Origin of the sequence: Pseudoalteromonas sp. H71, assembly GCF_001468485.1 — a bacterium.
Lineage (GTDB): Bacteria > Pseudomonadota > Gammaproteobacteria > Enterobacterales > Alteromonadaceae > Pseudoalteromonas.
Genome location: NZ_LODI01000044.1, coordinates 1 through 19573, shown reverse-complemented (window position 1 = coordinate 19573; position 19573 = coordinate 1). Strand labels below are relative to the sequence as shown.

The window sequence follows — 19573 nt, the reverse complement described above, 5'->3', positions numbered from 1 at the left end:
ATTATTTTACTCCAAGTTATGAATAGCGGCGTAAAGTGTATCGCCTAATTTGTAGCTACTTTGCTCCCGTAGCCTTTTAGAGTGCAAACAATACAAGGTTTGCCCATCAATATTTAACGCAAGCTGCCATGAGCCGTTAATAAGTTCTGCATTAACAAGCACCCCCACTAACACATTACTGTTATTTACATTTACTGGCCTATCGGCACTGACAGATATTTTCTCACACTCTAATATCAGTTTACTTCCTTGCTCCACAGCGCTGGGTAATGCAAATAGCTGCTGTTCGCTTTCGTGCAGTTTAAGCTGATACACGCCGTATTTTTCATCAAATTTAATTATTTGAAAGTTAATTAGGCTCAGTGGTGTTTGTTTATTATTAGCGTAAATAGCTTTAGCCACCAGCGCACTTGGGCCGTGATTAATTACCTTACCATTATTAAGTTGCACAAGGGTATCGCAACAAAACAACAACTCCTTTAAAGAGTGGCTCACAAGTATAAATTTAATATTATATTCTGCAGCAAGCTCACTAATTGTTGAAAGTGTTTTAAAGCGCAGTGGCCAGTCAAGAGCGCTAAATGGTTCATCTAAAATAATAAATTTTTGCCCTGCTAATAATGTGCGGGCAAACACAACACGTTGGCGCTCTCCGCCCGACAAACTATGTACATCGCGCTTTAATAATGGTTGTAATTCAAGCGCCTCTATTACTTTTTGCTCGGTTAAATCAGTATGCCTATTAGTACAATGCGTTTGTGTGAACGCTAAATTACCTGCCACATCTAAATGCGGAAATAATGGGCAAGACTGAACCTGTAGTGTTACCCCGCGTTGCTCAGTCGGTAAGTGATCCACTTGCTGGTGATTTATATAAACACTCTGCTCGCCCTCAAGCCCACTAATACAGCGCAGCAATGTCGACTTTCCTGAACCTGATGGGCCAAAAACCCCAGCTATAGAAAACGATTCAAGGTGAAGCTTTATATCTAAATCAAAATGATTAAGTGCTTTAAATAGGGTTAATTTAATCATGTTATTGTTTAACCCCCACTATGCTTTTATTAAATTTAAATAAGAGCACTAAACAGGCAAACGAAATAGCGAGTAAAATAAGCGAAAGCTGATGCGCAGCTGCATAGTTCAACGATTCCACATGGTCGTACAAAGCAATAGAAACCACTTGAGTTTCTCCTTGTATGTTGCCACCAATCATAAGTACTAAGCCAAACTCACCCAATGTATGCGCAAAACCCAATGCAAACGCACTACCTATACTGGGTTTTAATAACGGCAAAATTAAATAAACAAAGCGTTTAAAGTGGCTTAACCCCAGTGCTATTGCAGCTTCATTATAGGTTTGATTAATTTGCTTAAACCCTGCAACTAAGGGCTGCATTACAAAAGGAAGAGAATAAAAAAGCGAACCAATAACCACCCCCTGAAAACTAAACGCCAGCTGCGTGCCTGTTAGCCAAAACCAAAATTGCCCAACTGCATGCGTAGGTGAAAATAAAACAAGTAAGTAAAAACCAAGCAAGGTCGGTGGCAACACTAACGGCATTGCAATAAGCGCTTCTAAAAACGGTTTAAATTTACCTTTGTATCCCGCTAGTTTGTATGCAACAGGAATACAAAAAGCGAGTAATAATATAGCGGTTATAAAGGCTAGTTTAATTGTTAACCACAGTGCAGTTAAATCACTTTGAAGCATTGCTATCCTTTGTTCTATACCCCAATTCAACAAGCTTTTTCTGTGTGTTGCTGGTCATTAAAAAATCCATGAGCTTTTGAGCGCTCACTATTTTTTTACTCGTTTTAATAATCACCCCCTGTTGAATAATTTTAGGATACTCGCTAGGCGGTATTAACTTATACGACAAATATTGAGGATCTTGACTGGTATTAAACGCCATTTTTAATGTAGAAACAGCCACTATCCCTACAGATGCATTACCACTTTGAACAAACTGAAAGGCTTGCGTAATGTTATTCCCATATACATAACTTATTGGCTTTTTAAAATTGGCATTAGCGTAAAAGTCAGACGCTTGCCCATAGGGTGAAAAACGCGGGTTAGCTATAGCTACTTTTTCGTTTAGTTTATTAGCATTGGGCTGCCACACAGCAAGTTCACCGAGCGCATAAGTAACTAATGTACTTTCACTAGCAAATCCCTCTTTGATTAATGCTTGAGGGCGCACATTGTCAGCCGATAAAAACACATCAAACGGCGCACCATGCACAATTTGAGAATATAAAACCCCACTCGATGCTGCTGATATTTTTACTTGTATACCCGGTATTGGGGAGTCTTGTAGCAAGGTTTGTAGCACAGTTTTAAAATTACTTGCCACCGCAACATGTATTGTTTCTTTTGCGTTTAACGTACTTGAAAACACGCAAACACCCAACAAAAAATAACCCAGCCATGTATTGTAAAGCTTTGACATTATAAGTATTGTTTTAAAAAATGATTTAAGTAAGCAATATATATGAACGATGTTTGCAATGCACCCGGTTTATTACCCATACAAACCGCAATCAGTAATATGTTGGACGCAATTAGCTTCAATAAACTCACCGAAACAATACCTTTAATGAGTAGCGTTGGCCGCATTTTAGCTACTGATGTTAAATCAACAATTAATGTGCCCGCTCATGATAACTCGGCAATGGATGGTTATGCACTGTGTATCAGCGACGGCCTTACCACCTACAAACAAGTAGGCAGTGTATTTGCTGGGCAAACCTTCGACAAAACGCTTAATCCTGGCCAATGCGTAAGAATTATGACCGGTGCAGCATTGCCACCTGGTGCTAACGCCGTTGTTATGCAAGAAAACGCCACTGTTAATAACGATGAAATTACTTTTTCAGGCACTATTGAGCTCAATAACAATGTCCGTTTTGCTGGTGAAGATATTGCAGTAAACAGTGTGGTATTAAAAGCAGGCAGAAAGCTTAAAGGTGTAGATGTAGGGTTATTAGCCTCTATTGGCATAAATAAAGTAAACGTTTACGAAACACTCAAAGTAGCCGTGTTCTCAACTGGTGACGAACTAATAGAGCCGGGTAATACCTTACCTACAGGCGCTATTTTTGAAAGTAACCGGGCTGTTATTATTAGCGAACTTAATAATCCCAATATAGAAGTTATTGATTTTGGTATTATTGCTGATGACAAAACCTTGATTAAAAACACCTTTTTAAAAGCGAACGAGCAAGCCGACGCCGTTATTAGCTCAGGCGGTGTATCGGTTGGTGAAGCCGACTTCACAAAAGAAGTATTAAACGACATTGGCGATATTAACTTTTGGAAAATAGCCATGAAACCAGGCAAACCCTTTGCCTTTGGTAAATTGCCTAACAGCTACTTTTTTGGTTTACCTGGCAACCCAGTTTCTGCCGCTGTGACGCTTGAGCGACTTGTAAAACCAGCATTGACTAAACTATCGGGCAATGAACATAAAACCACACTACGTTTAAAAGCAGTCACAACTCAGCAAATTAAAAAGCGCCCGGGCCGTACAGATTTTCAACGTGGTATTGCAAGTAACGATGAAAACAATAACCTTGTTGTTAAACCTGTTGAAAAACAAGGCTCAGGTGTACTGTCGTCACTCAGTAAAGCAAATTGCTTAATTGTAGTCCCTGCACAAAGTGGCAACATTGCACAAGGCGAAACCGTTGAAATAGAACTGCTGTAATACCAGCGAGCAATAATACAAAAAGCCCAACTAGGTGTTCACCTTGTTGGGCTTTTTAATATTAGTTTATAAAACTAAAGGGGGTTTAAAACAACGATTCAAAATCACCATTTGGAAATAAAACACCCGGAATACCACGAACAGCGGTAACCTCAGCAATTTTTGTATCACCAAAGTATAAGCCGCCACTGTAATTACGACCCGCTTGTTTTACATCTAACCAGCGACCGTACTCACCTTTAGCAACTAAGCTAATATTGCCATTAACATCGCGAATACGAAGATCTAACGCTTGCCCTTGAGCACTCACATATATATCTGTTGATGTTAGCTCTGTTAAATTATCTACAGCACCCACATAAGCAAATTTAAAATCGTTGGCAGCACTTAGCGGAAAATCTAATTCAAAGGTAAATGCTAAATCATCATTTTCTTCACCAATAAAGGGGGACGATTCAATTGCAGTAATATGAAACGCGGTATTTTGAATATCACTTTCATAATCACCTTGAAAATTAAAAGACGATAACGTGTTAGACACCTCTGCAAATGAGTCTACAAAACGATTTAAATTTAACGACAAATCCCCAGCCAACTTACCATTAGCCTTATTAATAACAACATCTGTAGTAAGCTGAGCAATACCTGTATCAGCGTCAGGATTTGTTTCATTTACCACCTCAATACCATCAAACTGAATCAGTAACTCGCTAACATCAACACTCAGTATCGTTGCACCATTGGTTACCGTAGCAGTCATTACCCCCTCAATTTTATTACCTAACACACCACTTACTCTAAAAGTAGGAATAGATAAGTCTATGCTAATGGGTAGGTCATCGTAGGTACCCGTTATTGCCCAAGTATAAGGCGATTTACTGTAATCAATGTCTAAATCTCTAAGCGAATACTGCCCAGCAGGCACTGAATCATCAGCCAACGGTGAATAATTTGTTATTACCTCGTTGAGCGCATTAATAAGTGCAGTCAGTGTTGCTTGGGTATCTTCATCAAACGCGCCCTCAAGTTCAGTAAACTTAGCATCGAGTTCTTCTGAGTAGCTTTTTTCTTGAAGCCTTGCCACACCAATAATGTTTCTAACATCAACAAGCAGCTCTCTTGACTCTAAGCTTTGTGCTTCGCTTACACGTGGCTCCCACTGCTGATAAGTAGTAACACTCGCAATTGTCTGGTTTACTTGGCCTGCAACGTTAGGTAATAAGCCATTTCCCTGTTCATTAAACAGATTATCGGGAATGTATTGAGCAGCTAATTGGCTATAATCTTGCCATGCTTGCTGTTCAGTATCATTACTAGAAAAAGCATTAAATGCCGCATCAACATTAAATGTACTGTCGGCTACGCCTGCAATAATAGCGGCATACGTAAATGCATTTGTGACCATTTCAGCTTCAACACTTGCTGTAAGGTTACTGTGCGTTAAATGATAAAACGGCGTGGCCGATAAACTAGCCTTTGCTGCACTTAAACCGGCATCAGTAATAGCAGTACTTAATGGAGAAAAATACACCGCGTTCACACCAGGGGCAATAAACGCATCGGCCTTATAATTTAATGTAACAGCCGTCGGTTCTTGAAAATCAACTAAGCGGTTGCCGTTTAAATCATTAGGGTCGTCACGCACGGTTCTACCACAACCGGTAAATCGCGGACATGGGAGCGACGTGTTATCAGGTATAAATTCAAAACGGCTATAAGCGAGTGGTGTCACAGTAACACTAAAGGTATTAATATTATCAACGTCAATTGATTCTTGGATAACCCCTTCACTATTTAAAATATTGAGCGTACCCTGCGGCGACTGCCAATTAGCTACAAAAAAACGTGCTGTTGAATTAGTTGTAATTTGAGTTAAAGCCACGTTTTCATTGTTATCAGTACTCGAAGATGATCCACCACAACCCGCTAATGCTACTGCAACCCCTAAGGGTATAATTTGTTTTAACATCTTCATTCCTTAAAACTTAATGTTCATGTACCAATTTATATTTGCATAATACGCTTTATCCAAATCTAAACTATCGGTTTGCAAATTAAGACCAAAATACTTGCTTTCAATCCCCACTAAGTAAGCTTTACTTTTAGTTTCGTAGCCAGCCTGTACTTTCCAATGGTCCCAAAAGTGAACTCGCCCTTTTAACTGACTAAATGTATCTTGATCGTAGCGTTTAAGAGTTAGTTGAGTAGAAAATCGATCGTTAATTCTGTAATCAGCAAACGCTTGCATGCGCATTTTCATATCAAAATCGTGAGATTGCGTATTACCAAATGACGACGTTTTTAACGATACCGTTGGCTGAGTTATTATGTCGCCATTGTCGTTTTGGCTAAAAGGGATCTCTGTGGTTTGGCCGTCTACAAAACCACTGTCTTCGTAATCTGTTTTATAAAGTAAGTCTTTAACGCTAAAGCCTACATGTAATTCGTCATTTACTTGCCAATCAGCAAATATATCTAGGCTGTAACCTAGCCCTTCTGGATTTTCTGAGGGAGTAAACTTTTTAAATAAAATATCTTTTGAATAGTTATAATCAACAGAGATATCGCCTTCTACTTCATCACTGTAAATACGTCCATCAACTATCCCATCTTGAAAATGCGTACTCGCAAATACAGACAATTTTGGGGTAATGGTTAATGCATTTTTGTCTAAAAATTTAAAATCGTAAGACACAAAAACACCGTTAGACGTTGCCTGTTTGGCGTCTAAAAAGTAAGTGTAATATCTATCTTCAAAAGCAAGATCATTTTTTTCAGTGTGCGTATATTTTGCCGTATCAGGGTCAAAGTTTAATACGTAGTCAAAGCGACTTTGCAGTCCAACTTTAAAATTTCCGTATCCTACACCTACTTCAAATATATTGTACGTAAATGCACTGTCACCCGATGTTAGCGGCGCATCAAAGTCATCAACAAATGCCTGAACTGGTTGCGCTTCGGTATAAATTTCTGCGTCAAAATGAGTAAAAACTTGAAACTGATTATTAGCGGATGCAAGTGGAGAAAGTAGAGCTGATGAAAATCCTAGCAAAAGAATTTTTTTTTTCATAATTTAATCGCTTTCAATAAAAAAAGGGAAAAGCACACTGCTTTTCCCTTTAATAGTTTAAAAATTACTTGCTTGAGTCAATTAAATCAACATCAGTGTAATCCATTGTTACACCATCAATGTAAGTTATTGAAAGCCCATTAGTAACTTTAGTAGCAGTACCAAACGACATCATCATGCCTTCGTACATCGCTTTAACGTCGCCAGTGTAACCTGTAGACTCAGCACCCATAAGAGATAATGTGTAACCCATTGCTGCGTCACCTTTAACCATTACATCTAACATGCTTTGATCTTCATCGCCGCTTGCATCAACCGTACCCATAACTTTAAAGTCTAGGTCGCCCGACATACCTTCAAGAGTAACAGTACCCATATCAGTCGCGTCATTAGCAGTTACATTTAACATACCAGTAAACCCAGAATCACCGTCCATAATTGTAACGTGGTTCCAAGTCTCAGTATTAACGATTTCAGCGTCATCTACTGTGTCAGCATCTACTTCGCCGTCAAATGTAAATATTAAACAAGAATCAATTTGAGTCTCGTCAATATTACCAGCTGCAAAGTCAACACAATCTGCAAGTGCATTAGTTTGCGTGTCTGCAGTCATTAGCTCAACCGTAGCGTCACCACCAACTAGCGTAGCGCCCCAAGCAACAACTAACTGCTCACCTTGGTAAGATGCAGCAGCGCTGATCATTTCGCCTGTGGTTTCATTGTTAAGCATAAGCGTTAGGTCGTCTAAGCTGTAAGCATAAGTCCAGTTAGGTTGACGAGTAGACGTACCCTCACCAGAGTTGCCCATATCAGCAAGTTCGTTAATTACGTCAGCTAATACATCTGCTGCATCAAGAACCGCTTCACCACCAGTGCTTGTAAGTACAGTCATTGTACTTAGTGACTCTGATGTTGCTTTAACAGATACAAGTACTTCAAACTTAGCAACTGCATCTTGCGCTGTTAATTGTAAAGCATACGCTGTAGCAAACTGCTCTGATGCAAGCTCTGCTTTAGCAGCCGCTGTAACAGCCATAGCCTCTGCAGCGTCAATTAAGTCTTGTGCATCTGCGCTGTCAGCATCTAAAGCTAAGTAAGCTTCTGCAGCAGCTAATGCTTGTGCAATAGCAACTTCTAATGCGTCAACACTTGCAGCAAAGTCAGAAGCCGCAACAATTGCAGCGTCTGCAAGTACTAGCGCCTCAGCTGCATTTTCAGCGTTGTCTACCATTGCATCTTCAGCAGCAGATAGTGCTGTTGTTGACGCTGTTTCAGCAGTCATTGCAGCAGTTTCAGCCGCTAGCGCTAATTCATTTGTTTCTGTAGCAAGAGCAGCTGCTGCTGCAACTTCTGCATCAAAATCAACAAGTGCTTGCGCTGCAGCAGCTACAAGTACTTCAAGTTCTGTATTAAATGTAGCAACTTTTTCAATTTCAGCAGAAGAACCGACAACTAACGCGTCTGCATCATCTAAAATCTGTTGGTAATCAGTATTATTAGCCACAAGTAAAGTAGCTACAGACACTAAACCTTGAGACTGTACAAATAATGCATTTGATTCACCGGCTAAATCAGCCACTTCAGCTTCATTTGCAAGTAACTCAACCGCATTTGCAAACGCAACGGCTGTGTCTGCGTCAACTACAGTGTCACCACCTAGTGCTTGTACTGCAACTAAATCAGCCTGCGCAGCAGTAACTGATGCCTGAATTGACACTAGCTCAGCTTCTGCAACAGTAACGGCAGCAGTTGTTTTAGCTGCAAGTTGCATGTAAAAGCCACCGCCTACTGTACAATCGTCAGTACAACCAATTTTCTCAAGTGCTTTTTTAGATTTTTCAGCGGCCTTTGCTAAACCGGCATCACTCGCTGCACCATTTTTAACAGCTTTATCTTTAGCAGCTTTTGCCTTTTTAGCAATACCTGTAGATTGCGCAGCAAACGCCGCTTTTTCAGCGTCAGTCGCATCTGGGTTGTTTACAGCAAATGCAGCTGCTAGTGCAGCTTCAATATCGCTTTCTTCACCTGTAGCAATTGCAAAGAAAATATTAGCTGTATTTGTAGCAGCTTGTTGTAATGCAGTGGCTAGTGCAGCTATCTCTGCATTGTCACTACCGGTTACTTTACCTGCTTTAATACCAGCAATAAGCTTTGTCATGTTGCCGTTAATATCTGCAAGGCCCTGAATGGATGAAGCAACTTGAGTTAACGATAAAATACCATCGTCTAGCATTTCTTCGCCGTCAACGTCAGTTAAATCAACTGCACCGCCGTTAGAAACATCACCTAGCAGAGAAGCTAGTAAAAGTGCTGTATCTGGGCCTAAAACTTGAACAAGCACATCAACACTTGAGCTAGCAATACCAGCAGCATCAACACCTTCACCCGCATCAATTAAAAGTTGTGAAACAAGCGTTGTTAAGAAAGTCGCGTTTGCTCTAAGTGAACGCGCTACGTTTGCGTCGCCTAAAGCACCACTTGCACCAGATGCATCAGCTTCTACCGCTGGAATAAATTTAACAACAGAAAGCTCTAGGTCTGTTTTGTACCACTCGCCAAACTCAATCGCTGTATCGCCATCGTTAACATCGTCTTCTGCTGCTGGTGCTTCGTCGTAAGTACCACAACCTAGGTAAGCATCACAACGTAGGTAGCTATCGTCACCTTCAGCTGATGTTTTAACTGTGATGTATACAGGACCTGAAAAGTCATTTTCTAAGTAAACGCTGTAACGACCACTTTCGTTTGTTAAAACGGCTTCTGGGTTTGCTGCTAAGATGCTTGCAGCAACTGCTGCATCTGCAGCTTCTTGAGTTGACTCTTCAGCAGAGAATGTTTCAGCTTCAGCTGAGGCTGCTAAACGAAATGGTACTGCTACCATTTCACCTGTTGCATCTAATGTTGAAACGCTAACCACCGCGTTCATCATCGCACCTTTAACCGCTTTACCTGTAACTTCTACGTTAAATAAAGCTGTGTCTTCTGAGCTAAAAGATTCCGCCGGTGGTGTTGGTGCAACATAGTTATTGCCATCGTTGTCAGAACCACACGCAGTTAAGCCGAGTGTAAGTGCAACTGATGCCGCTATTGGTGTAAATTTGATCATACGCTTCGCCATTTATTTCTCCTTGATAGCTATGAAATAAGTATCTGAAAAAGTTTGGTTAAACTTGGGTAAGCTTATTCACCGTTTACAAAAAATGTAAACAAGCACAATAATCTAACCTTTGTTACTAGAACTTTAAAAGTACCATTAAGCTATGAGTTGTTGCTACATATTTATACATATAAAATGATGTAATTTTAGTTTAACGCCATGTTTTAATTTTTATAGGCCTTAATTAAATTCAATAACCTAGGTTAGAGCCACAAAAAACCAACATGTTGGTTTATAATATATCGTGTTTGTTGATTGATTATTACATTAAATTTAGTTTGTTAAATTTTTTCTTCAAGTATTTGCGACAGAACATTAAAAATAAATGTAGAATGGAAGGAAATCAACCCTAAAGCATTTAGTTTTAATGAAAAAGCAAATCTTTAGAACTAACCAAGCCAATCCCTTGTTTATTATTTATTTTAAAATCCTGCTTAATTGTTACTGCATTATTAATACTGTTAAATTAACCCTAACTGACTATAAGGGTCAGTCGATTTTTAAAAGTGAATAATGCAGCAAAAAATGATTAAAAAGGAACCCTTACAAGCCCTTCCATTAATACTCTGGCGCTTCGGCTCATACTCGCTTTGGTAACTTGCCAGTCGCCATTACTGTTTTCAGCCTCAGCGCCTACTTTTAACGTGCCCGAAGGATGACCAAAGTTCACCTCACTCAATGCGCCGCCACCTGCAGCTAAATTAACTAACGTACCTTCTATAGCCGCTGCAGTGCCAATAGCAACTGCGGCTGTTCCCATCATGGCATGGTGTAATTTACCCATCGACATAGCACGAACTAATAAATTAATATTGCCCGCATCTATGTGTTTACCGCTTGATGCATTATACGCAACAGGCTTAGCAACAAACGCCACTTTAGGTGTGTGCTGGCGTGCTTGTGCCTCATTTATATTAGTAATTAAGCCCATTTTAACAGCGCCATAGGCACGTATTGTTTCAAGCTTTATAAGCGCAGCGTCATCATTGTTAATGTCGTCTTGAAGCTCAGTGCCGGTATAACCAATATCTTCAGCATTAATAAAAATAGTTGGAATACCCGCATTAATCATCGTCGCCTTTAGTGTGCCAACATCTGGTACCTCTAAATCGTCAACAACATTACCTGTAGGAAATAAAGCCCCATCCCCATCAGCAGGGTCTACAAACTCAAGCTTTACCTCAGCCGCTGGGAACGTAACACCGTCAAGCTCAAAGTCCCCTGTTTCTTGCACTTCGCCATTAGTCATTGGTACATGCACTAAAATGCTTTTTTTAATATTGGCCTGCCACACACGCACAATAGCAATGCCATTTTCGGGCAAGCGGTTTTTATCAACTAAGCCATTACTAATAGCAAACGCACCCACTGCCGAAGTTAAGTTACCGCAGTTACCGCTCCAATCAACAAAGGCTTTATCAATAGCGACTTGCCCAAACAAGTAATCTACATCGTGATTGGCTTGCTCACTTTTACTTAAAATGACCGTTTTACTGGTGCTTGATGTAGCACCACCCATGCCATCGGTTTGTTTTCCGTAAGGGTCGGGGCTACCAATAACACGAAGTAATAAGTTATCCCGCGCCTCACCTGCCACTTGGGCAGGCTTTGGCAAATCGGTTAAATTAAAAAACACACCTTTACTCGTACCGCCACGCATATAGGTTGCCGGCACTTTTATTTGTGGTTTAAACATTTTAAAAAATCCTTATTACGCGTTTGTCGCTTCTAAAAAGTCTTGAGCAAAACGCTGTAATACACCACCAGCAGCATAAATAGAAAGCTCTTCTTGCGTATCTAATCGGCATTTCATTGCTGTAGTAACCACCTCACCATTTTTACGAGTGATCACCAGCTCTAAAGTTGCGCCCGGTGCTGGAGTACCTTTTACATCGTAACTTTCACTACCATCTAGGTTTAATGTTTTACGCGTAGTGCCTGGTGCAAATTCGAGCGGTAAAACCCCCATACCAATTAAATTAGTACGGTGAATACGTTCAAAACCTTCTGCAGCTATCACTTGAACACCGGCAAGCCTAACGCCTTTTGCAGCCCAATCGCGCGACGAGCCTTGCCCGTAATCAGCACCGGCCACAATAATAAGCGGTTGCTTGCGCTCCATGTAGGCTTCGATTGCTTCCCACATACGCGTGTTTTTACCCTCAGGCTCTATGCGTGCGTAGGAGCCTTGCTTAACCTCGCCGTTTTCATCAAGTACCATTTCGTTAAGTAATTTAGGGTTTGCAAACGTGGCACGCTGCGCCGTTAAATGATCACCTCGGTGCGTTGCGTATGAGTTAAAATCTTCTTCTGGCACATTCATTTTAGTCAGGTATTCACCTGCAGCACTGCTTGCCATAATCGCGTTAGAAGGCGATAAATGATCAGTTGTAATATTGTCACCCAATACCGCTAATGCACGCATACCACTCATGGTGCGCTCACCTGCAAGTGCTCCTTCCCAATAAGGCGGGCGGCGAATATAGGTGCTTTGCGCTCGCCAATCGTAAAGAGGGTCGTTGTCTTCACCGTAATCTACGGTTAAGTCAAACATCGGCTCGTACACTTTTTTAAATTGTTCGGGTTTAACGCTTTGCTGAATAACCGCATCAATTTCTTCATCGGTTGGCCATAAATCTTTAAGGGTTACATCATTACCGTGTTGGTCTTGCCCTAAAATATCTTTTTCAATATCAAAACGAATCGTGCCCGCAATCGCATAAGCCACAACCAAAGGCGGTGATGCTAAAAAGGCTTGTTTTGCATAAGGATGAATACGCCCGTCAAAGTTACGGTTACCCGAAAGCACAGCCGTTGTGTATAAATCGCGATCTATTACTTCTTTTTGAATAACAGGGTCAAGTGCCCCACTCATACCATTACAAGTCGTACACGCAAAGCCAACAATACCAAAACCAAGTTGTTCAAGCTCTGGTAATAGCTTTGCATCTTCAAGGTACGATTGCACGGCTTTAGAGCCCGGCGCTAACGACGTTTTAACCCACGGTTTACGCATTAAGCCTTTTGCGTTTGCGTTTCGCGCTAACAAACCTGCCGCAATTACATTGCGCGGATTACTGGTATTGGTACAGCTGGTAATTGCCGCAATAATACACGCGCCGTCTGGCATTAAACCGTCTTCGTTTTCAACAATACCCGAAATACCTTCTTTCGCTAAATCGCTGGTTGAAACACGACGATGTGGGTTAGAAGGCCCCGCAATATTGCGACCAACACTCGATAAATCAAAAGTCAAAACACGCTCGTATTTTGCTGTTTTTAAGCTATCGCTCCAAAGGCCGGCTGTTTTAGCGTAGTTTTCTACAAGCGCTATTTGCTCTTCATCGCGCCCTGTTAAACGTAAATAGTCTATTGTTTTATCGTCGATATAAAACATGGCCGCAGTTGCACCAAATTCTGGTGTCATGTTCGAAATGGTCGCTCTGTCGCCAAGCGTTAGCGCATCGGCGCCTTCACCGTAAAACTCTAAATAGGTAGATACCACACGCTGCTCGCGTAAAAACTCAGTAATCGCTAACACAATATCGGTAGCGGTAATACCTGGTTGGCGAGTACCCGTAAGCTCTACGCCCACAATATCAGGTAAACGAATGTACGACGCGCGGCCAAGCATTACGCTTTCTGCCTCAAGCCCGCCCACACCTACAGCAATAACACCTAACGCATCAACATGCGGGGTGTGGCTGTCGGTACCTACCAAAGTATCGGGGAATGCAATGCCATCGCGGTTTTGAATAACAGGCGACATTTTTTCAAGGTTAATTTGATGCATAATGCCGTTACCAGGCGGGATCACATCAATATTTTTAAAGGCCGTTTTAGTCCAATTAATAAAGTGAAAACGGTCGTCGTTGCGGCGGTCTTCAATGGCACGGTTTTTTTCAAACGCGTCAGGATCAAAACCCGCATGTTCAACCGCTAGCGAGTGGTCAACAATTAACTGCGTTGGTACCACAGGGTTAACCTTAGACGGATCGCCCCCTTTTGCTGCAATAGCGTCGCGCAAGCCTGCTAAATCAACAAGGGCTGTTTGGCCTAAAATATCGTGGCACACCACACGTGCCGGATACCACGGAAAATCTAAATCTTGTTTGCGCTCAATTATTTGGCTAAGTGCATCGGTTAACATAGCAGGGTCGCAGCGGCGTACTAAGTTTTCGGCAAATACACGCGAGCTGTAAGGAAGAGTAGCATAAGCACCGGGTTTAATAGCATCAACAGCGGCTTGGGTATCGTAGTAATCTACGTTTGAGCCCGCAAGCGGTTTGCGGTACTGAGTATTGTTAATAATGGTCATAATAAAAATTCGCTAATAAGTGACGGGAAATAAAAGGCAAAAAGGTGAGCGTGTTGCTCACCTTACATACTGACTAATTAGCCCCTTGATTCAATTGGCGTGTAGCTGCGTGCATCTGGCCCTGTGTAATCAGCACTTGGACGAATAATACGGTTATTAGCACGTTGCTCTTTAACATGTGCTGTCCAACCAGTTACGCGGCTCATTACAAATATTGGCGTAAATAACTTAGTCGGAATATCCATAAAATGATAAGCCGATGCATGGAAAAAATCAGCATTACAAAATAACTTTTTCTCACGCCACATTACTTCTTCACAACGAACAGACACCGGGTAAAGCACATCATCGCCCACCTCTGCGGCTAATTTTTCAGACCACTTTTTAATAATTACATTACGTGGGTCAGACTCGCGGTAAATAGCATGGCCAAAGCCCATAATTTTATCTTTGCGCTCAAGCATACCCATGACTTCTTGCTCAGCGTGTTCTGCGCTAGTAAAACCTTCAATCATGTCCATTGCGGCTTCGTTTGCACCACCATGTAATGGGCCACGTAACGTACCAATAGCACCAGTTACACACGAATGAATATCAGACAAAGTAGATGCACACACGCGCCCCGTAAATGTAGAGGCATTAAATTCGTGCTCTGCGTATAAAATAAGCGACACATTCATTACCTGTGCAAATAACTCGCTTGGCGCTTTGTCGTGTAATAGCGTTAAAAAGTGTGCGCCTACTGAATCGTCGTCTGTTTGTGTTTCAATACGAACGCCATCGTGTGTAAAACGGTACCAGTAACAAATAATACTTGGGAACACTGCAACCATACGGTCAATCGCATCGTTTGCTTGGCTAAAATCAAGTTCCATTTCAAGGTTACCCAACATAGAGCAACCCGTACGCATTACATCCATTGGGTGCGCGTCTTTAGGAATATTTTCAAGCACGGTTTTAAGTGCATCTGGCAGGCCACGTAAGCTTTTTAATTTGGCTTTGTACTCAGCTAATTCGCTAGTAGTTGGTAACTCACCGCGTGAAAGTAAAAACGACACTTCTTCAAACTGCGCTTTTTCAGCCAGTTCGCTAATATCGTAACCACAATACGTTAAACCCGAGCCACTTTGGCCTACTGTACACAATGCTGTTTGACCCGCTACTTGTCCGCGTAAACCTGCGCCGCCTAATGCTTTATCTACCATGATCTTCTCCTATCTTAAATTTGTGTGTGTTATCTAATTTAATAGTTATTATTTGTCAGATTTTGATGAAAAAAGGTTATCAAGTGTGTTTTCGTACGTGTGGTAATCTAAAAAGTCGTAAAGTTCAGCACGAGTTTGCATGTTCTCAATTTCGCTTTGCTGCGAGCCTTCATTTAAAATTGCCGAGTACACATTAAGTGCCGCTTTGTTCATTGCTCTAAACGCACTGAGTGGGTAAAGCACCATTTCAACGCCTACATCACTTAACTGCTCTTTGGTATAAATTGGCGTTTGGCCAAACTCAGTAATGTTGGCCAAAATAGGCACGTTTAGCGCATTGGCAAACGCTTGGTAATCGGCAAGGTCGTGCACGGCTTCTGCAAAAATAGCATCAGCGCCGGCTTCAACACAGGCTGCTGCTCGGTCAATAGCAGCATTTAACCCTTCTTTTTGAAACGCATCGGTACGCGCCATAATGTAAAAATCGCTATCGGTTTTTGCATCTACCGCCGCTTTAATACGGTCAACCATTTCGCCTTGGCTAACAATTTCTTTGTTTGGACGATGGCCACAACGCTTTTGCGCTACTTGATCTTCTATATGAAAACCCGCCGCACCCGCTTTAGTCATTTCTTTAACGGTACGTGCAATGTTAAATGCCCCGCCCCAACCGGTATCGGCGTCAACAAGTAAAGGTAAATCGCTGGCACCCGAAATACGGCGAATATCTTCCAGCACGTTATCAAGGCTGGTCATACCTAAATCGGGCATACCGTAAGAGGCATTAGCAACACCCGCACCCGATAGGTAAATAGCTTGGTGGCCCATTTTTTCAGCCATCATTGCTGTGTAGGCATTAATAGTACCCACCACTTGTAACGGACGGTTATTAGCAATAGCTTGTTTAAATTTATATCCTGCTGACATGTCATTTCCTCTCTTTGAACGGTTGCTACGTGGAGTAACTTATATTTTTAATCTTTGTATATGACGCTTTAACTATTTTGCTTAGCTTTTAGCGGCTTGTACCAATCTGCATGAATAAACAGTTATTCAGATTGGTATAAATCAAATTTGGTTTGAATATTGGCTTGCGACGCACTGATATGGCGCTTCATTAGCATTTCGGCCAGTTCGCCGTCGTGGTTTTCAATCGCGTTAATAATCGCTAAATGTTCGTCAAACGCTTTTGATACCCGCGGCCCCGCCATACCCATTTGCACGCGGTACATGCGAATTAATTGGTACAGGTCGTTACAAAGCAAATGAATCAAATGTGCGTTTTTACTGCCCTTAATAATGCGGTAATGAAAATCTAAATCGCCCGCCTCTTGGTAGTACGACTCGCCTTCTTTAACGCGCTGCGTTTGTAAATGCTGATTTAGTAATTGTTTTAAGCCTTTAATTTCATCAGGCTCCATATTGTCGGCAGCTAAACGGCAAGCAAGCCCTTCAAGCGAGCTACGTACTTGGTAAACCTCAATTAAACGCTCAGCGGTAAGGGCAACTACACGGCAGCCTACATTGGCTTTACGCTCTACTAAATAGCAGCTTTCTAGGCGGTTTAGCGCCTCACGCAGGGTTGCGCGGCTTACACCGTAACGCTTTGCAAGCTCAGGCTCCGAAATTTTACTACCTTGTGCAATAGTGCCTTCAACAATCTCACGGCGCATGTTTACAAATACCTGATCGGATGCTGTGGTAATAGGCGCTTCGTTTAAAAATGAGTCTGTCATAAGTTAATTTTTTAGATTGTCGACAATGTGTATAGCCATAATGGGCGCATTAAAAAAACATGTCAACCCTAAAACTGTACAAAAAGCCTAAAAAACACCCTTATTGTCGACACTATTATTCTAAAGTATGAGTAAAGTAGTTTATAAATACCTGAAAACCACAAAGTGTCGACAGCGCTATATAATCAAGCGAGGTGTTTTTATCACTGAAATTTAGTTATTTAAATGCTAATATCGCGCTTTATTTTTAATGTACGAGCTAGCGCGTGAACGCCAATACTTTTATTCCTGAGCACTTTATAGACGACGTAAAAACCTACCTACCAAATCACCTAAAGTTAGATGACTTTATAAATGCGTGTCGTCGCCCGCTCAGAAAATCTATCCGCGTTAATACATTAAAAATAACCGTAGAAGACTTTATTAAAAAAGCAGAACAAAAAAATTGGCAACTTACGCCAATTCCTTGGTGTAGCGAAGGCTTTTGGCTAGAGCGCCCAATTAGTGAAGAGCAAAACCTAGCCCTAGGCAATACCGACCTACACCTAAGCGGCGCAATGTACGTGCAAGAGGCAAGCTCAATGCTACCGCCAATCGCGCTCAAACAAAGTATACAAACAAGTAACACCGTGCTTGATATGGCGTCGGCGCCGGGTTCTAAAACATCGCAGCTAGCAGCACTTATGAACAACCAAGGCGTGCTAGTAGCAAACGAGCTTTCGTCGTCGCGTTTAAAAGTACTCAGTGCCACCTTAAAACGCATGGGCGTGGGTAACTGTGCGCTTTCACACTTTGATGGCATTATATTTGGCAATTACATGTTTGAATGTTTCGATAGTATTTTGCTAGACGCCCCCTGCTCTGGCGAAGGCACGGTACGTAAAGACGCCGATGCTCTAAAAAATTGGTCAATCGAATCAAATATTCAAATAGCCCAAGTACAAAAAGATTTAATAAAAAGCGCATTTTACGCGTTAAAACCCGGCGGCACGCTGGTGTATTCAACCTGTACGCTTACCCCGCTCGAAAACCAGCAAGTATGCGAATTTTTACTTGAAGAATTTGGCGAATTTATAGCGCCCGAGTCACTCAGCGATCTATTCCCGGGGGCCAACAAAGCAACAACGGCCGAGGGCTATTTGCACGTATGGCCGCAAACATACGACAGCGAAGGCTTTTTTATTGCTAAATTTAAAAAGCATGCAAGTTGTAACAATCCAAATCAAACAGTCAAAAAAGGCGCGTTTCCGTTTACTGAGTTTGATACAAAACCAACAACCGCGTTTATGAGCGAGCTTAAAAAGCACTTTGGTTTAACAAGCCTACCCGGCACATTAATGCAACGCGACAAAGAACTGTGGCTATTCCCACAGGGGTTTGATGCCATTCAAAACAAAATTAAATATGCCCGCTTAGGTATTCAAATAGGCATTATTCATAAAAATGGCGTAAGGCTAACCCACGAATTTGCCACCGTGTTAGGTAACGCGTGCAAAACCAACACATACGCGCTTAATAGCGAGCAAGCAAACGACTACTTTAATGGTAAAGATGTACGCTTAGCCGAGCCCACAAAAGAGCTAGGCGAAGTAGTATTAACATTATGCGGCTGCCCCATTGGGCTAGGAAAGTGGCAAAAAAATAAGATCAAAAACTCACTTCCACGCGATCTGGTTCAAAATACACAGTTAATAACGTGGGAGTAAATAAGCATAAATTGCGTATAAAATGTGCACAACATAGTTAAGTAACTGTATTTGCTGCAGTATAAAAAACAACCAAAAAATATGTAATTTTAAGAGCTTTGGCTATACTTAAAATACTTTCAACTTCTCCCTATGAATTAGAAAGTTTTTTGTTAGCGCATGGCTCCAAAGAGCCCGTTATAGCCCAGAGTTTCCCTAAATCACTCTGGGCATTTTTTTGCCTGCTTAAATACACCAGTGAAATAAAATAAAAATTCACAAAGGGTCGCTCTGTGATTAATTAGTAATCAAGTAATTTAATCACCACCGAGAAGAAAATGAGAAGACAAGGAGAAGTAATCTAAGAGCTGGTAAATAATTTGGGTTTAACTACGTTTATCTCTGTGTAGCGCGCAGCGCCTCTGTGTTCTCGGTGGTCATATTCGGTGTTTTTCAAGTTAGTTGTCGCATCAAGTTAAATTTTATGCCGCCCGCACTTCTTCTTTTTTCTCTGGATTCAAATTTACTTCCTTGATCATCGTCCAATCTCTAGACTTTCCTGACCAACGACTTGGATTCTGTAATTTCGCCATTTCATTAACCCGATGGCGCTTCGCTAGGATCGCTTTATCTAAGCCTAAATGGCGCTGATTTGGCGTGACAAACTTAATACCGCTATGTAAATGTTCATC

General features: G+C 41.5%; 13 protein-coding genes and 1 pseudogene. 2 read left to right on the top strand and 12 right to left on the bottom strand.

Translation table 11 applies throughout. The features are described from left to right. Nucleotides 1–6: 6 nt before the first annotated feature. Genes ATS71_RS14475 through modA form a run of 3 tightly spaced genes read right to left on the bottom strand, consistent with a single transcriptional unit; the run spans nt 7 to nt 2453 of the window. Nucleotides 7–1035, bottom strand: coding sequence for an ATP-binding cassette domain-containing protein (locus ATS71_RS14475; protein WP_058405462.1), 1029 nt, complete (start codon nt 1033–1035; stop codon nt 7–9). A 1-nt stretch (nt 1036) separates the two neighbouring features. After that, complete coding sequence (gene modB, locus ATS71_RS14470) at nt 1037–1714, bottom strand: molybdate ABC transporter permease subunit (RefSeq protein ID WP_058405461.1); 678 nt, start codon at nt 1712–1714, stop codon at nt 1037–1039. Next, entirely contained in the window at nt 1701–2453 is a 753-nt protein-coding gene (gene modA / locus ATS71_RS14465; protein ID WP_058405460.1) for a molybdate ABC transporter substrate-binding protein, read from the bottom strand. Before modA ends, modB begins: the two co-directional genes overlap by 14 nt. 42 nt (nt 2454–2495) lie before the next feature. On the opposite strand from modA, the gene moeA reads away from it, so the two are divergent. Continuing rightward, on the top strand, nt 2496–3710 hold the full coding sequence (gene moeA / locus ATS71_RS14460) for a molybdopterin molybdotransferase MoeA (RefSeq protein ID WP_058405459.1): 1215 nt from the start codon (nt 2496–2498) through the stop codon (nt 3708–3710). An 85-nt stretch (nt 3711–3795) separates the two neighbouring features. Here moeA and ATS71_RS14455 read toward each other — a convergent pair whose 3' ends face one another. The 8 genes from ATS71_RS14455 to ATS71_RS14420 form a co-directional block, all read right to left on the bottom strand. Next, nucleotides 3796–5679: a hypothetical protein gene (locus ATS71_RS14455; RefSeq protein ID WP_058405458.1), complete on the bottom strand. Its 1884-nt coding sequence runs from the start codon at nt 5677–5679 to the stop codon at nt 3796–3798. Between the two features lie 9 nt (nt 5680–5688). Then, the gene (locus tag ATS71_RS14450; RefSeq protein ID WP_058405457.1) at nt 5689–6780 is read right to left on the bottom strand and encodes a hypothetical protein; all 1092 of its coding nucleotides are present in this window, start codon (nt 6778–6780) and stop codon (nt 5689–5691) included. 64 nt (nt 6781–6844) lie between these two features. Then, the gene (locus tag ATS71_RS14445; protein WP_058405456.1) at nt 6845–9898 is read right to left on the bottom strand and encodes a hypothetical protein; all 3054 of its coding nucleotides are present in this window, start codon (nt 9896–9898) and stop codon (nt 6845–6847) included. A gap of 568 nt (nt 9899–10466) precedes the next feature. Further along, nucleotides 10467–11633 (bottom strand): 2-methylaconitate cis-trans isomerase PrpF, encoded by a 1167-nt coding sequence (gene prpF, locus ATS71_RS14440; RefSeq protein ID WP_058405455.1) that lies wholly within the window; start codon nt 11631–11633, stop codon nt 10467–10469. 15 nt (nt 11634–11648) lie between these two features. Continuing rightward, nucleotides 11649–14255 (bottom strand): Fe/S-dependent 2-methylisocitrate dehydratase AcnD, encoded by a 2607-nt coding sequence (gene acnD / locus ATS71_RS14435; protein WP_058405454.1) that lies wholly within the window; start codon nt 14253–14255, stop codon nt 11649–11651. Nucleotides 14256–14332: 77 nt separating this feature from the next. Next, complete coding sequence (prpC, locus tag ATS71_RS14430) at nt 14333–15460, bottom strand: bifunctional 2-methylcitrate synthase/citrate synthase (RefSeq protein ID WP_058405453.1); 1128 nt, start codon at nt 15458–15460, stop codon at nt 14333–14335. 48 nt (nt 15461–15508) lie between these two features. After that, nucleotides 15509–16387, bottom strand: coding sequence for a methylisocitrate lyase (gene prpB, locus ATS71_RS14425; RefSeq protein ID WP_058405452.1), 879 nt, complete (start codon nt 16385–16387; stop codon nt 15509–15511). A gap of 122 nt (nt 16388–16509) precedes the next feature. Then, nucleotides 16510–17196, bottom strand: coding sequence for a GntR family transcriptional regulator (locus tag ATS71_RS14420; protein WP_058405451.1), 687 nt, complete (start codon nt 17194–17196; stop codon nt 16510–16512). 266 nt (nt 17197–17462) lie between these two features. On the opposite strand from ATS71_RS14420, the gene rsmF reads away from it, so the two are divergent. Continuing rightward, nucleotides 17463–18902: a 16S rRNA (cytosine(1407)-C(5))-methyltransferase RsmF gene (rsmF, locus tag ATS71_RS14415; protein WP_058405450.1), complete on the top strand. Its 1440-nt coding sequence runs from the start codon at nt 17463–17465 to the stop codon at nt 18900–18902. A gap of 461 nt (nt 18903–19363) precedes the next feature. On the opposite strand, the pseudogene ATS71_RS18640 reads toward rsmF, so the two are convergent. Next, nucleotides 19364–19573: pseudogene (locus ATS71_RS18640) on the bottom strand (IS3 family transposase); the annotation flags it as partial.

What these genes read in the sequence shown, in the direction of transcription:
- prpF (WP_058405455.1), bottom strand. Translation starts at nt 11,633, where the DNA reads ATGTTTAAACCACAAATAAAAGTGCCGGCAACCTATATGCGTGGCGGT.
- ATS71_RS14450 (WP_058405457.1), bottom strand. Translation starts at nt 6,780, where the DNA reads ATGAAAAAAAAAATTCTTTTGCTAGGATTTTCATCAGCTCTACTTTCT.
- modA (WP_058405460.1), bottom strand. Translation starts at nt 2,453, where the DNA reads ATGTCAAAGCTTTACAATACATGGCTGGGTTATTTTTTGTTGGGTGTT.
- ATS71_RS14475 (WP_058405462.1), bottom strand. Translation starts at nt 1,035, where the DNA reads ATGATTAAATTAACCCTATTTAAAGCACTTAATCATTTTGATTTAGAT.
- ATS71_RS14455 (WP_058405458.1), bottom strand. Translation starts at nt 5,679, where the DNA reads ATGTTAAAACAAATTATACCCTTAGGGGTTGCAGTAGCATTAGCGGGT.
- ATS71_RS14420 (WP_058405451.1), bottom strand. Translation starts at nt 17,196, where the DNA reads ATGACAGACTCATTTTTAAACGAAGCGCCTATTACCACAGCATCCGAT.
- prpB (WP_058405452.1), bottom strand. Translation starts at nt 16,387, where the DNA reads ATGTCAGCAGGATATAAATTTAAACAAGCTATTGCTAATAACCGTCCG.
- modB (WP_058405461.1), bottom strand. Translation starts at nt 1,714, where the DNA reads ATGCTTCAAAGTGATTTAACTGCACTGTGGTTAACAATTAAACTAGCC.
- acnD (WP_058405454.1), bottom strand. Translation starts at nt 14,255, where the DNA reads ATGACCATTATTAACAATACTCAGTACCGCAAACCGCTTGCGGGCTCA.
- moeA (WP_058405459.1), top strand. Translation starts at nt 2,496, where the DNA reads ATGAACGATGTTTGCAATGCACCCGGTTTATTACCCATACAAACCGCA.
- ATS71_RS14445 (WP_058405456.1), bottom strand. Translation starts at nt 9,898, where the DNA reads ATGGCGAAGCGTATGATCAAATTTACACCAATAGCGGCATCAGTTGCA.
- prpC (WP_058405453.1), bottom strand. Translation starts at nt 15,460, where the DNA reads ATGGTAGATAAAGCATTAGGCGGCGCAGGTTTACGCGGACAAGTAGCG.